Source organism: Haloferax sp. S2CR25 (genome assembly GCF_031624535.1).
Taxonomy (GTDB): domain Archaea; phylum Halobacteriota; class Halobacteria; order Halobacteriales; family Haloferacaceae; genus Haloferax; species Haloferax massiliensis.
Genome location: NZ_JAMQOO010000003.1, coordinates 222,389 through 236,255, shown reverse-complemented (window position 1 = coordinate 236,255; position 13,867 = coordinate 222,389). Strand labels below are relative to the sequence as shown.

Annotated in this window: 12 protein-coding genes; 10 read left to right on the top strand and 2 right to left on the bottom strand. The window is 65.3% G+C overall.

What is annotated here, in order from left to right:
* Positions 1-96 precede the first annotated feature (96 nt).
* Complete coding sequence (locus NDI65_RS09505; RefSeq protein WP_089780171.1) at positions 97-1,548, top strand: aldehyde dehydrogenase family protein; 1,452 nt, start codon at positions 97-99, stop codon at positions 1,546-1,548.
* Between the two features lie 19 nt (positions 1,549-1,567).
* Here the strand turns inward: NDI65_RS09505 and NDI65_RS09500 are convergent, their stop codons facing one another.
* Complete coding sequence (locus tag NDI65_RS09500) at positions 1,568-2,341, bottom strand: IclR family transcriptional regulator (protein ID WP_089780173.1); 774 nt, start codon at positions 2,339-2,341, stop codon at positions 1,568-1,570.
* A 185-nt stretch (positions 2,342-2,526) separates the two neighbouring features.
* On the opposite strand from NDI65_RS09500, the gene NDI65_RS09495 reads away from it, so the two are divergent.
* Complete coding sequence (locus NDI65_RS09495) at positions 2,527-3,594, top strand: glycoside hydrolase family 88 protein (protein WP_089780175.1); 1,068 nt, start codon at positions 2,527-2,529, stop codon at positions 3,592-3,594.
* Between the two features lie 101 nt (positions 3,595-3,695).
* Positions 3,696-4,793 carry a Gfo/Idh/MocA family oxidoreductase gene (locus NDI65_RS09490; protein WP_089780177.1) on the top strand — a complete coding sequence of 366 codons (1,098 nt, stop codon included), beginning with the start codon at positions 3,696-3,698 and terminating at the stop codon, positions 4,791-4,793.
* Between the two features lie 543 nt (positions 4,794-5,336).
* On the opposite strand, the gene NDI65_RS09485 is transcribed toward NDI65_RS09490, so the two are convergent.
* Complete coding sequence (locus NDI65_RS09485) at positions 5,337-5,639, bottom strand: L-rhamnose mutarotase (RefSeq protein ID WP_089780180.1); 303 nt, start codon at positions 5,637-5,639, stop codon at positions 5,337-5,339.
* Between the two features lie 79 nt (positions 5,640-5,718).
* Between NDI65_RS09485 and rhcC the strand changes: the two genes are divergently transcribed.
* The 7 genes from rhcC to rhcD all read left to right on the top strand — a co-directional run bounded on the left by rhcC (position 5,719) and on the right by rhcD (position 13,866).
* Positions 5,719-6,588, top strand: a complete 870-nt coding sequence (gene rhcC, locus NDI65_RS09480) for an L-rhamnono-1,4-lactonase (protein WP_089780181.1) — start codon at positions 5,719-5,721, stop codon at positions 6,586-6,588.
* Between the two features lie 211 nt (positions 6,589-6,799).
* Positions 6,800-8,143: an ABC transporter substrate-binding protein gene (locus NDI65_RS09475; RefSeq protein ID WP_089780183.1), complete on the top strand. Its 1,344-nt coding sequence runs from the start codon at positions 6,800-6,802 to the stop codon at positions 8,141-8,143.
* A gap of 58 nt (positions 8,144-8,201) precedes the next feature.
* Positions 8,202-9,128: a sugar ABC transporter permease gene (locus NDI65_RS09470; RefSeq protein WP_042665828.1), complete on the top strand. Its 927-nt coding sequence runs from the start codon at positions 8,202-8,204 to the stop codon at positions 9,126-9,128.
* Entirely contained in the window at positions 9,128-10,093 is a 966-nt protein-coding gene (locus tag NDI65_RS09465) for a carbohydrate ABC transporter permease (protein WP_310893609.1), read from the top strand. The genes NDI65_RS09470 and NDI65_RS09465 overlap by 1 nt, the downstream gene beginning before the upstream one ends.
* A gap of 95 nt (positions 10,094-10,188) precedes the next feature.
* Positions 10,189-11,370, top strand: coding sequence for an ATP-binding cassette domain-containing protein (locus NDI65_RS09460; protein WP_042665830.1), 1,182 nt, complete (start codon positions 10,189-10,191; stop codon positions 11,368-11,370).
* A gap of 168 nt (positions 11,371-11,538) precedes the next feature.
* Complete coding sequence (gene rhcE / locus NDI65_RS09455; protein WP_089780187.1) at positions 11,539-12,573, top strand: 2-keto-3-deoxy-L-rhamnonate dehydrogenase; 1,035 nt, start codon at positions 11,539-11,541, stop codon at positions 12,571-12,573.
* Between the two features lie 87 nt (positions 12,574-12,660).
* Positions 12,661-13,866: an L-rhamnonate dehydratase gene (gene rhcD, locus NDI65_RS09450; protein WP_042665832.1), complete on the top strand. Its 1,206-nt coding sequence runs from the start codon at positions 12,661-12,663 to the stop codon at positions 13,864-13,866.
* Position 13,867: the final 1 nt, after the last annotated feature.

Sequence of the window (13,867 nt, the reverse complement as noted above, 5' to 3'; positions counted from 1 at the left end):
CGTGCCCCACGCCCGGTGTCGCTCACGAGCGCGGGCCGGCCACCGGCGTTCGGCATGAGAAGCTTACTTAGTGATGGGTGTGCATGGCTAGGTCGAATGTCGAGAACCTACGGTAACTTCATCGACGGCGAATGGACCGACTCCCAGTCGGGAGAGACGTTCGAAGTGACGAACCCCGCGGCGGCCGGCGAAGTCGTCAGCGTCCACCCCGCGTCCACCGAGGCGGACGTCGAGGCGGCGCTCGACGCGGCCGTCGCCGCGCAGGACGAGTGGGCGTCGACGCCCGGCCCGTCCCGCGGCGCGATTCTCCGCGAGGCAGGTAACAACCTCGAAGCGCGGAAGGACGAGGCGACCGAGGTGCTCGTCCGCGAGGAGGGCAAGACGCGCTCCGAGGCGGGCGGCGAGGTACAGCGCGCAATCGACATCTTCCACTACTACGGCGCGAAGGCGCGGGACGTCGGCGGCACCGTCAAGTCGGCGAGCGCCCCCGGAAAGGACCTCTACACGAAGCACGAACCCCTCGGGACGGTCGCGCTCATCACGCCGTGGAACTACCCCATCGCCATCCCGGTGTGGAAGCTCGCCCCGGCGCTCGCCGCCGGCAACACCGCGGTCCTCAAGCCGGCGTCAGAGGCACCGGGCGTCGTCGCTATCGTCCTCGAATGCCTCGACGACGCGGGCCTGCCGGCCGGCGTGGCGAACACAATCACCGGGTCCGGGAGCGAGGTCGGCGGCCCGCTCATCGAGAGCGAGCGCATCGACGGCGTCTCCTTCACCGGGAGCACCGCCGTGGGGACGATGGTCGCCGAGACGGCCGCGGTCGACCTCAAGCGCGTCCAGTGTGAGATGGGCGGCAAGAACCCGACCGTCGTGATGCCCAGCGCGGACATCGAAGACGCCGCCGAGACCGTCGGCGTCGGCGCGTTCGGCACGACCGGCCAGTCGTGTACGGCCACCTCGCGCGCCATCGTCCACGAAGACGTCTACGACGAGTTCGTTGCGGCCGTCTCGGACTACGCCGAGTCGCTCGTCGTCGGCGACGGCCTCGACGACCCCGACGTGGGCCCGCACGTCTCCGAGAGCGAACTCTCTTCGACGCTCGAATACATCGACATCGGCTCCGCCGAGGGCGCGACGCTCGAAGCCGGCGGGAGCAGGCTCTTCGGCGACGACTACGACGACGGCTACTTCGTCGAGCCGACGGTGTTCTCCGGCGTCGAAAACGACGCTCGCATCGCCCAAGAGGAGATTTTCGGCCCCGTGCTCGCGGTCGTCAAAGCCGACTCGTTCGAGGACGCGCTCGCCCTCGCCAACGACGTCGACTACGGCCTGTCTGCCAGCATCGTCACGCAGGACCTCAGCGAGGGCAAACGCTTCGTCAACGAGGTCGAAGCGGGCGTCGCGAAAATCAACGAGAAGACGACCGGCCTCGAACTCCACGTCCCCTTCGGCGGCTACAAGGACTCGTCGACCAACACGTACCGCGAGCAGGGCGACGCCGGACTCGACTTCTTCTCGTCGGTGAAGACCATCTACGAGAACTACTGAGCCGCGGGCCCCCGCGCGCTCAGGAAAACTTCGTGTTCAGTTCGATGACGTTCGCGGCGCTCCGGACGTAGTCCGCGAGTTCGCCGTGCAGGCGGTCTTCGGTGAACCGACTCGACGGACCGGTGATGCTTATCGCGCCGAGGATGGTCTCGTCGTTCTTGACGGGCGCGGAGACACAGCGCAGACCGTTGATGTTCTCCTCGTCGTCGATGCCGTAGCCCTGCTCGCGGATGGTTTCGAGTTCCTCGAACAGTTCTTCGGGGCTGGTGATGGTGTTCGCCGTCTTCGGCTCGTACTCCATCTCCGCCGCAATCTCCTCGATGCGCTCGGCGGGCAGATACGCGAGAATCGTCTTGCCGAGCGACGTGGAGTACATCGGCTGTTGGGTCCCCACCCGGGAGAGCGTCTCGACGGCGTGGTCTCCCTGGGCCTTGTGGAGGTACGAGACCATCCCGTACTCCTCGACGCCGAACTGGACGATTTCGCCCGTCTCATCGGCCAGCGAGTCGACCTCCTTCTGGACGATGTCGAAGTTCCCTATCTGGTCGCGGACGTGCGAGGCGACGTCGAGAAACCGCAGTCCGAGCCGGTAGCCGTCGCCCTCGCGCACGATGATACGCCGCTCTTCGAGCGTTCGGAGGTGGCTGTGGACGGTGCTCTTGGAGTGACCGAGCTCGTCGGCGATTCTCGTCACGCCGATACCCGCCTCCTCCTGTAGGAGGTCGATGATGTTGAACGCTATCTGGACCGAGCGGATGGTTCGGCCGGGGCGTTTGTTCGGTTGGGGGCTCATGGTGTGACAGTCGGACCAAAGCCGTATATATCTGTTCCCGCTTGGGGAACGCCCCGTTTTGGCGACCGAGCACCCCCGAGGCGTCCCGGCCGGCCGAGTGGCGCACACGGCCGCCGACCCGCGGCGGCGCGCGGGCATGGGATACATTTTTCATCCTCGGACGTATTCGTGTGGGTACCGTACCCATGCCAGCAGACGAGCTTACACCAGTCCAGCGCGCCGCCTCGTATCTCCGGTCTTTGGACATCGACGGTCAGTCGTGGATCACCGGCGTCGCCATCAACGGCCTGCTCGCCGAGGGCGGAGACGAGTCGGTCGAGCGCGCGAAACGCCTCGTCGATACCGCGGTGGCGACCCAGAACGACGCCGGGCAGTTGAGCTACGGGCCGAGCTACCCGATAGAGGTGTTCAGCCACGGCCGCGAGTACGAGGCGAGCTGGGAGCTGACCGTCAAGAAGTGCATGAACACGAACAACAGCACCGCCATCGGTCACGGCGTCCTCGACTTCTACGACCGGACGGGCGAGGACCGCTACCTCGACGCGGCCGAGCGCGCCTACGAGTCGCTTCTGTCCTTCGAGCGGACCGAGGACGGCGGCATCCCCCACCACGACCCCGAACTCGCGGGCATCAAGTCGCTGTGGATAGACTCCGTCTACATGATGTGTCCGTTCCTCGCCCGCTACGGCGAGGCCGCGGGCGACGCCGACGCCTTCGACGAGGCGGTCGACCAGATTCTGATTCACGCCGCGCACCTCCGCGACGGCCACACGGGGCTGTTCCGACACATCTGGGTCGAACAGCCGAACCACTACCCGCAGGGCGCGTTCTGGGCGCGCGGCAACGGCTGGGCCGCCGCCGCGTCGGCCGACGTGCTCGAACGGCTCCCCGAGGACCACCCGAAGCGCGACGACCTCCTCGACCTGTTCCGGTCGCACTGCGAGGCGCTGCTCCCGCTCCAAGACGGCAGCGGCTTCTGGCACAACCTCGTCGACGACCCGCACACGCCGCTGGAGTCGTCGGGGACGCTCATGTTCGCCTACGCCTTCGCCCGCGGCATCGACCTCGGTATCCTCGACGAGGAGACCTACCGCCAACCCGCCGAAGACGGACTCGCGGCCGTCTCCCGCGTCGTCGGCGACGAGGGCGCGGTCAACCGCGTCGCCGGGCCGCCGGGCGGTCCCGAAGCACCCCTGACGGACACGCCTTACGGGCAGGGCTGGTTCCTGATGGCCGCGGCCGCGCTCGACTGAGACCTTCGACCTCGGCGTCCTTCTCGACTCGTTCCGAGCCGGCACCACAGTTATGCGCCCCGGCGCACAGTGACGAACGAACGCGAGCGACAGAAGACACTATGACCTACCACGCAGGCATCATCGGCACGGGCGGCATCGCAGGGATGGGCATCCTCGGCATGCACGACGAGGAAGCCATCGGCAGAGAGAAAATCGACGCGAGCCACGCGGGCGGCTACGCCGCGACCGACGACGTCGAACTCGTCGCCGTCGCCGACGTGGACGAGTCGAAACTGGACACCTTCGGCGAGGCGTGGGATATCCCAGCGGACCGCCGGTACGTCGGCCACGAGGCGATGCTCGAAGCCGAGGACCTCGACGCCGTGTCGGTCTGCACGCCGTCGTTCCTCCACCGCGACCACGTCGTCGACGCCGCGCGCTCCGCCGCCGGCCCCTCGGTCATCTGGTGCGAGAAGCCCATCGCGTCGTCCGTCAGCGACGCCGAGGAGATGGTCGCCGTCTGCGACGAGACCGACACGGAACTCGTCATCAACCACTCGTTCCGGTTCACGGACAAGCTTCGTCGACTCCGCGACCTCGTCCGCGAGGAGGGCATCCTCGGCGACGTGAAGTCCGTGAGCGCGCAGTACCGCATGGAACTCATGCGGAACTCCACGCACGTCCTCGACACGCTCGTCTACCTCCTCGACGCGCGGGCGTCGCGGGTGAGCGGGCACATCACCGGCGAGAACGAGGCGCTCGACGCGCTGGACGCCACGGAGTCGGTCGTCGATGCCGGCGGCGGCGGGCACGTCGTCATGGACGACGGCACGTTCGTCACCGTGGACTGCACGATCCCGCGCGACGTCTCCTCGATGACGCTGAGTTTCATCGGCACCGAGGGCAAACTCTACATGAACAACGACGACGGCGAGTGGCGCTACTGGTCGCTCGAAGACGGCGAGCACGTCGAGCGACCGCTCCCCGGCATCGAGGGCGCGTGGACGTGGGAGGACGACTACGAGGGGTCGTTCGCCAACGCGGCGGCCCACGTGCAGGACCTTCTCGACGGGCAGGTGGAGAACTACTCGCCCGGCGGCGCGGCCACTCGCTCGCTCGAAATCATCGTCGGGTTCTACCTCTCGCACTACACCGACTCGACGGTCGATGTCCCGCTTCCGGGGCCGCTCCGCGAGGTGCCTATCACGTCGTGGTAGTCCGCGGGCGGTCGGTTCGTCGCTCATGACGGAAAGCCATCCGGCATGGCCGGACGCTCGCTCACCGTCGGCGTTCACCGATAACGTTCCGAATATACGTGACTGACGCGCTGTCGGCACGGAGTAGCGCCGTTTCGTGACGCGTGCCCGCGGTCGCCTACGGCGTCACCGATTCGAGCCCGACCGCCGAGCGATTCCTTCGAGAATCCGGTCGGAATCACGTCCGAATTACATTTCTATGGGCGTAATGATTCGTGGGCGTACGACCCGCATTGACGGCGGGAGTGCGCAACTAGCCCTGCGTTCTCGCCTCGACGGACGACCGCAACTGGTCGGTTCCGTCCCGAACGAACTTCCGATATCGCCGGACGGCCATCCGGCAGAGCCGGAGATTCGAGACATTCGGAGAATCGCCCCGACATTCGGGTTAAAGTGGCAAAAGACGGGGACCTACGGGGATTGATTCGATACTGATGGTGTTGATAAATTCGGTCGGCACGGCGTTTCGTCCGCCATGTCCGGACAATCCTCGTTTTTCGGGCGTCAGACCATCCGGTAGACTTCGTCCATCCAACTGTCGTCGGTCTCGACGGTGATACCGCTCATGACCTCCGCCCAGTCGGCCTGCGCCTCGCTGTTGTCCATCACTTCTTGGATGGCCTCGGGGTCGTCGACTTCCATGAAGCCGAAGACGTGGCCGTTCTTCTCGAAGACGCTGTAGGTCCGCAGGCCGGCGTCAGAGTCCAAGTAGGCCGATTCGAGCGCCTCGGGGACGTTCTCGTGTTTCGTTCGGTACTCCTCTCGCTTGCCGTCTTCTATCTCCAGGTGGAACGCGATTCGCGCCATACGGCCTCCGATTCGGCGGCACCCGTCTTAGCTTTTCGGCGGGTAAGATTTAGTACGGGGACGCCCGTCGTCGATTGTAATGATAGATTCTCACACCCACGCGTGGGGTGCCGCGAGTCCGGACCACCCGTGGACCAACGGCCCCATCTTGGACCTCGTGGACAGCTTCGACGTACACACCGTCTACACCGCCGACCGCTTGCTCGCCGACATGGACCGAAACGGCGTGGACGAGGCCGTCGTCGTGGGCTATCCCATCTGCGACTGGACGGACAACTGGTACACCCGCCGGGTCGCCGCCGAGCACGACCGACTCCACGGCGTCGTGATGCTCGACCCCTTCGCCGACGACGCCGTCGAGCGCCTCGACCGATGCATGGAGACCGACGGCGTCCTCGGCTTCCGACTGGGCGCGGCCTGCCCGTACGACCGGATGTGGGAGACGTTCGACCCGAGCGTGACGTGGCTCAGAGAGAGCGTCGAGGAGACCGCCTTCTGGGAGGCCGCGGTCGAACACGACGCCACGGTCCAGATTCTCTGCGACCACGGGCAACTCGACCAGGCGCTCGAACTCGTCGAGACGTACCCCGAACTCACCTACCTGTTCGACCACTTCGCCCACGCGGGCCCGGACACGCCCACCGACGAGGGGACGTTCGGCCGCTTTGCCGACCTCGCGGAACACGACTCGGTCGCGGTGAAGGTCTCGGAGATCGTCCACATGTCCGACTCGGCGTTCCCCTATGCCGACATGCACGACCACGTCCGGTGGCTCCTCGACACCTTCGGGCGCGAGCGGGTCGTCTGGGGTTCCGACTATCCGAACGTCAGCGACGTGGCCAGCTACGCGGAGGCGTGCAACTGGCTCAAGCAGGTCGACTCGCTGTCGGCGGCCGACCGGTCGTGGCTGACCGGGAAGTCGTTCCGGCGGCACGTCGACCTCGGGTGAGCGTGACGGTCGCTCAAGCGCGCTCGCTCGGCTGCGTCATTCGCCACCCGTCGAGCCGTGACACGCGATTCTCACCGACATATTTATTATAATGAACTATAGTGGTTTGTAATGGCACATCATGACAGACAGTGGTTCACAGAACCGGCTCAGTAGGCGGCGGTACGTGACCGGGTTCGGAGCGGGTCTCACGGCGGCGTTGGCGGGTTGTATGGGTGGCGGAAACGACGGTGGCGGCGGTTCCGGCGGCGGCGGGTCCGGGTCGCAGTCCCTCGACTTCTGGCTGTTCGGCGGCATTCCCGCAGAGCGGGAGTACATCAGCAATCACTACAGCGGCTACGGCGACCACGACGTCACCTACCAGCACCAAGAGTGGGGACAGAAGTACCAGATTATCGCGTCCGCGGCGGCCAACAACAACCTCCCGGACGTGATGGCCGGCCAGACCCAGCAGATTCCGGACTACGTCGGCGCGAGCGCAATTCAGCCGCTCGACCAAGAGCAGTTCGCCGACCAGTTGGAGGAGATAAACAGCCGGTTCATTCAGGCGAACGTCGACACCCAGATTTACGACAGCCTCGGCGACACCGACGGGGAACGACAGTGGGGGCTCCCCGGCGGCTACGCCGACCTCGGTCCGTTCGTGGACATCCGAACCGACTACCTCGAACAGACGAGCTTCGACAGCCCGCCGCGCAACTGGGAGGAACTCATCCAACTCGGCGAGGAGATGCAGGAGCTCGACGAGGTGTCGGCGGCAATTACCGCGCCGGGAACCGACTTCGGCCTGACGACCGGGTACTTCATCGGCTTCGTCTACGCCAACGGCGGTCGGTACTTCGACCCCGAGACGCTGGAGGCGACGGTCGACCAACCCGGCTTCGTCGACGCCGTCAAGCTCTATCAGGACATCGCCGAGGCCGGGCTGTTCCCCGACTCGATGGCCGAGAACGACCACATCGGTGCGGGACGGCTCCTCCGCGAGGGCGAGTCCGGCATCTTCATCACGTACTCGCACGCCAACGCGGTCTACCAGACGACCGGCGCGCCGCAGGCGTGGCTGGACGGCGAGGGCCACACCGTCACCCGCGCGCCGCTTCCGGACAGCCCGTCGGGGAGCTTCGAACCTCGCGACCTGCTCTTGCAGAACGCGCAGGGCTTCATGCTCGGCAACGGCACCGACTCGGAGGCCGAACTGCAGGCCGCGTTCGACTTCACCGAGTGGTGGAACTCCGAAGAACAGCTCGCGCCGTGGACCTACGACGCCGAGAACGACGTGGGCATCCGCGGGCGCGTCCCGACGCTCAAGAGCGCCTTCGAGGACCCGAGTGACCTCTTCCGGAGCCAGTTCGGCGACCTCGTGACGCTGTACGAGAACGACGACCTGTTCACGCGCACCTCGCGGTTCCCGTCGTTCTCGGGCATCGCGTCGGTCCAGAGCATCATCAACACCGAGGTCATCCAGCCGGTCGTCCTCGGCAACGCGACGGCCGAAGAGGCCTGTAGCACCGCCAACGAATCGGTTCAGGAAGTCATCGACGAGGAGCTCGCCTGACGATGCGACTCGAACCGTCGCTCGAACGACGGCGGCCCAACGGCGGTGAGTTACGGCCATGAGTTACTCGAAGCAGGCGAGGGGCTCGTTCGAGAGCGTCTCCGAGCGGATTCCGGAGGGTGTCAAGGTGTACCTCCCGGTCCTGCCGGTGACGGCGCTCGTCGGACTGTTCATCCTCTACCCCATCGCGCAAGCCATCTATTCGAGCTTCTTCAACAAAGACCTGCTCGCGCCCAGCGAGGCCGAGTTCGTCGGACTGGCGAACTACGCCGAAATCTGGTCGAATCCGACTATCCATCAGGTCCTGTGGAACACGCTCATCTGGGTCGTCGTCGGCAGTTCCGCCGCTATCGTCCTCGGCTTCCTGATGGGCTGGCTCCTCCACGAGAAGCTCCCGTACACGAGCGTCGCGAGCGCAATCGTGCTCATCCCGTGGGTCCTCCCGCGGGTCGTCGGCGCGTCCATCTGGCAGTTCATGTTCGGCGGGTCGCAGGGCATCATCAACGAACTGCTCGTCCAGCTCGGCGTCATCGACGAGTACATCGTCATGCTCGGCTCGACGGAGCTCTCGTTGTGGCCCCCCATTATCGGGATGATTTGGCGGCTCGCACCGCTTTTCGCGCTGTTGACGCTCACGTCCTTGCAGGGCATCGACGAGCATCTCTACGAGGCCGCGCGCATGGACGGCGCGACACCGTGGGAGCAGTTCCGGTTCATCACCATCCCGATGATGCGGTACAACCTCGCCATCGGGTTCCTCCTGATGCTCATCTACAACATCAGGAACTTCTCGATGATTTGGGTGATGACGAAGGGCGGCCCCGGCGTCTCCAGCAGCACGCTCCCGGTCATGATTTACCGGACGGCGTTCGTCGACTTCGACGTGGGGCTGGCGTCGGCGCTGTCGCTCATCCTGTTCGTCGTCCTGCTCGTGTTCTCGTACTACTACATTCAGGTGTACGACCAAGTGCGGGGTGACGTCTGATGGCGGCGCAAGACCCCGACCCGGCCGCCGAGTTCCGGCGGAACGAGTCGTGGCTGTTCGACACCACGCCGGGCGCGTACGTCCGCAAGACGGCGGTTTCGCTCCTGACGCTCGTCGTCTTCGCGTTCGTCCTCTTCCCGCTGTACTGGATGGTCGTGACGGCGTTCAAGACCACCGCGGAGATTCAGCAGATTCCGCCGACGGTGTACCCGAACGACTTCTCGTTGGAGGGCTTCCGGCTCGTCGTCGAGTCGTCGATTCAGGCGGGCGGCTACACCTCGCTTTTCGCTAACCTGTTCGGCTGGCAGGCGTCGTCGGCCATCGACATCGACATCCTGTCGCTCGTGCTGAACAGCCTGAAAGTCGCGATCGGCGCGGGCGCAATCGCGCTCGTCTTCGGGACGGCCGCGTCGTACGTGCTCTCGCGCCGCGACTTCGCCGGGAAGAACGCGCTCATGAGCATCTTCCTCGCGTCGCTGATGTTCCCCGGGACCGCCATCATGGTCCCCGAGTGGGAACTCGTCTCGGCGCTCGGCCTGTTCAACACGCACCTCGTGTTGATCTTCATCTACGGCGCGATGACCGCGCCGTTCGTCGTCTGGCTGATGAAGGGCTTCTTCGACGACTTCCCGGACTCGATTATCGAGGCCTCCCGCATCGACCAGTGTAGCTCGATAGAGACGTTCTGGTACGTCATCGTCCCGATGGCGCGGAACTCGCTCATCGCATCGTTCATCTTCGCGTTCCTCCTCGCGTGGAACGAGCTGGTGTTCGCGCTGACGCTCCTCGACAACTCGCGGTACACGGTTCCGCCGGGGCTCCTGACGTTCGTGCAGGGGTTCAACACCCAATGGAACGTCGTCGCCGCGGCCTCCATCATCATCTCGCTTCCCGTCCTGCTCGGACTGGCCTACATCCAGCGCTACTTCGTGCAGGGACTCACCGGCGGCGCGATTAAGGGATAACACCCTTCTCCCGCCGTCTCGACGTACCGAGCGCCCCGGTCAACGTTTGCCGTCGGTCGCTAGGTTTAAGAGGCGCAACACGCTAATGATTTACAATGACACACCTCACAGTAGACGGTGTCACGAAGATTTTCGGCGACCCGGACAAAGACGGCGTCGTCGCAGTCGACGAACTCGACATTGACGTTGAAGACGGGGAGTTTCTCGTTTTGCTCGGCCCGAGCGGGTGCGGGAAGACGACGACGCTCCGGATGATCGGCGGACTGGAGACGCCTACCTCCGGTGAGATTCGCTTCGACGACGTCGTCGTCAACGACATCAAAGCCCGCAACCGCGACGTGGCGATGGTGTTCCAGGACTTCGCGCTCTACCCGCATATGACCGTCCGAGAGAACCTCGGGTTCGGCCTCAAGCGGGAGGACAACGGCATGTCGACGGCGGACGTCAACGAGCGGGTCGAGGAAGTGGCGACGATGCTCGAAATCGAACAGCTCCTGAACAACAAGCCCGCACAGCTCTCGGGCGGGCAGAAACAGCGCGTCGCGCTCGGCAGAGCGATCATCCGCGAGCCGCGGCTGTTCCTGTTCGACGAGCCGCTCGCGAACCTCGACGCGAAGCTCCGCAAGACGATGCGGACCGAAATCGACGAACTGCAGTCCGAGGTCGGAATCACCTCCGCGTACGTCACCCACAACCAGGAGGAGGCGATGACCATCGCCGACAAAATCGCCGTCCTCAACGACGGCGCGCTCCAGCAGTTGGGCCGCCCGGAGGAGGTGTTCAACGAGCCCGCGAACCTCTTCGTCGCGCAGTTCGTCGGGAGTCCGGACATGAACATCTACGACGGCGTCGTCGAGGAGGCCGCCGACGGCGTTCGCGTCGAACTCGACGGCGTGAGCTTCGAACTGCCGAGCGACGCCCTCGACGCGGAGGTGCCGCCCGGCGGCGTCAACGTCGGCTTCCGGCCGCAGGACTTCTACCAGACGGGGAAGCGGCGCGCCGACGGACTGACCTTCGACGTCGATATCCGCGTCATCGAGCCGGTCGGAACGAAAGCCATCGTTCACGGCGACGGCCCCATGGGCGACGTCACCGCCGAAATCGGCGAGTTCCACGGGCTGTCGGCCGGTGACACGCTGTCGCTTTCCATCGCGCCCGAACACGTCTACCTGTTCGACGCCGAGACGGAGGCGCTGCGCAAGGGCCGGCGTATCGAGAACCGGGCGTCCGTCCAATCGCAGTCCCAGTCGTCGGAGTCGGACGGCGTCGAAATATAACTCGGCGCGACTGCCGCCCAGCAAACGTCAGCGGGCGTGGTGTCTCGCGGCACGCAGAGCCGCGGCTTCAGCCGCGCTACGGCCGAAATTCTCCGACCGCACCCAAACATATTAATCGGTGTGTTCACATGGTGTAACCGAGACGAACTCACACGGTTATTCGCAACTATGAAAGCCATTATTCAGACCGGGCCGCGCTCGGTAGAGACACAGGAGCGGGAGGTCCCCACACCCAGTGCAGACGAACTGCTCATCAAGGTCCACACCGCGGGACTCTGCGGCAGCGACGCCCACGCCTACAAGTACGACGGCGGCTACGAGTGGATTCCCATCCCGCGTATCATGGGCCACGAGTACTCCGGGACGGTCGCGGAGGTCGGCGAGAACGTCGAGACGTTCGAGGTCGGCGACAAGGTCGTCGAGGAGCCGATTCACGACTGCGGTCACTGTTTCCAGTGTCAGAACGGCCAGCCCAACGTCTGCCAGAACTTCTCGATTACGGGGATGCACCGCGACGGCGCGTACACGGAGTACGTCACCGTCACGCCAGAGCACGTCCACGCGGTGCCCGAGGGCGTCCCCCTCGAACACGCCGCCATCACCGAGCCGACGAGCATCGCCACGCGCGCGGTCCTCGACCAGTCGGTGACGACGCCCGGCGACAACGTCCTCGTTGAGGGGCCCGGCCCCATCGGCATGCTCGTCGCCGCCGTCGCCGACTCCCTCGGCGCGAACGTCGTCGTCTCCGGGCTCGGACAGGACGCGGCGTATCGCCTCCCGCTGCTCGAAGACCTCGGCATCGATACGGTGAACCTCCAGGAGGAAGGCGTCCTCGACGAGCGGGTCGAGAGCCAGACCGACGGCATCGGCTTCGACGTGGTCTTCGACGCGACGGGCCACCACAGCGGCGTGGTCTCCGGCAACGACGTGGTCCGTAAGGGCGGCCAAATCGTCGTCGTCGGCATCCCGAACTCGCCGAGCGAACTCAGCCTCACCTCGACCGTTCGCGGTGAAATCGACATCAACACCTCCTACGGCTCGACGTGGACGAACTTCGAACAGGCGCTCCGTCTCATGGAGCGCGGCGAAATCGCGGTCGACAAGATTCTCGACACCTCCTACGGCATCGACGACCCGGCCGAGGCGTTCGAGGCGTTCCTCGACTCCGAGACCTGCAAGCCGGTCTTCCAGTTCGACGGCTGAGCGACCCCGCTTTCCGGCCGCGAACCGTCCGACGACAGAAACTATTTTACCCGTGCCGATTGGATGTGAGAACGTACCAAACAAATCATGGAGATTACAGACATCTCAGCGACGAAAATCAGCAACGAGTCGTGGGGCGAGTTCATCGAGTTCCCGCTCGTCACCATCATGTCGAAGTACGACGAGTACCGCAACGTCGACGGCGAGAACCCGCAGGCCCGCCGCAAGTGGATGGGGCCGGTGGGCGACGTGGTGGTCGAAGTCGAGACGGACGCGGGCATCACCGGTGTCGGCGTCGGTAACTGGGGCACCGGAGCCATCGCGACCGTCGTCGAGGAGACGCTCTCGAAAATCGTCGTCGGCGAAGACCCGGCACAGCGCGAGCTTCTCTGGGAACAGATGTACCGCGCCACGCTCCCGTTCGGCCGGAAGGGCGTCGCCATCATGGCCATCAGCGCGGTCGACCAGGCGCTGTGGGACATCGCCGGGAAGGAAGCCGGCAAGCCGGTGTACGAACTGCTCGGCGGCCCCACCAAAGACGAGATTCCCGCCTACGCGTCGAACCTCCACCCCGTCGACATGGAGAAGCTCGAACGCGAGGCCGTCCAGTACGTCGAGGAGGGCTTCGACGCGATGAAGCTCCGCTTCCTCCACGGCCCCGAGGACGGCCGCGCGGGCATGAAGAAAAACGAGGAAATCGTCGCGACGGTCCGCGACGCCGTCGGCGACGACATCGAAATCGCGGGCGACGCCTACATGGGCTGGTCGGTCAAGTACGCAAAGGAGATGACCAAACGCCTCGGCAAGTACGACATGGCGTGGGTCGAGGAGCCGGTCATCGCCGACGACATCTCCGGCTACGCCGAGGTTCGCGAGGCCGCGCCGATGCCGATTTCGGGCGGCGAACACGAGTTCACCCGCTGGGGCCACGAGGACCTCCTCGAAGAGGGCGCGGTCGACATCCTTCAGCCCGACGTGGGTCGCGTCGGCGGTATCACGGAGCTCCAGAAGGTCGCCGACATGGCCGAAGTCCACGACGTGCCCGTCATCCCGCACGCCGGCACGAATCCGACGCTCCACGCCATCGCCGGGCACACGAACATGCCGATGGCGGAGTACTTCCCGACCCCCGAGTGGTTCGAGGAGCGACAGGAGAAACGCGAGTCGACCTACGCCGACGCCATCTTCCAGAACCCGCCGTCGCCCGAAAACGGGTCGATTCCGCTCCCCGACGAACCCGGCGTCAGCACCCAACTGAACCGCGAGGCGCTCGAACACTTCGCCATCGAGTGAC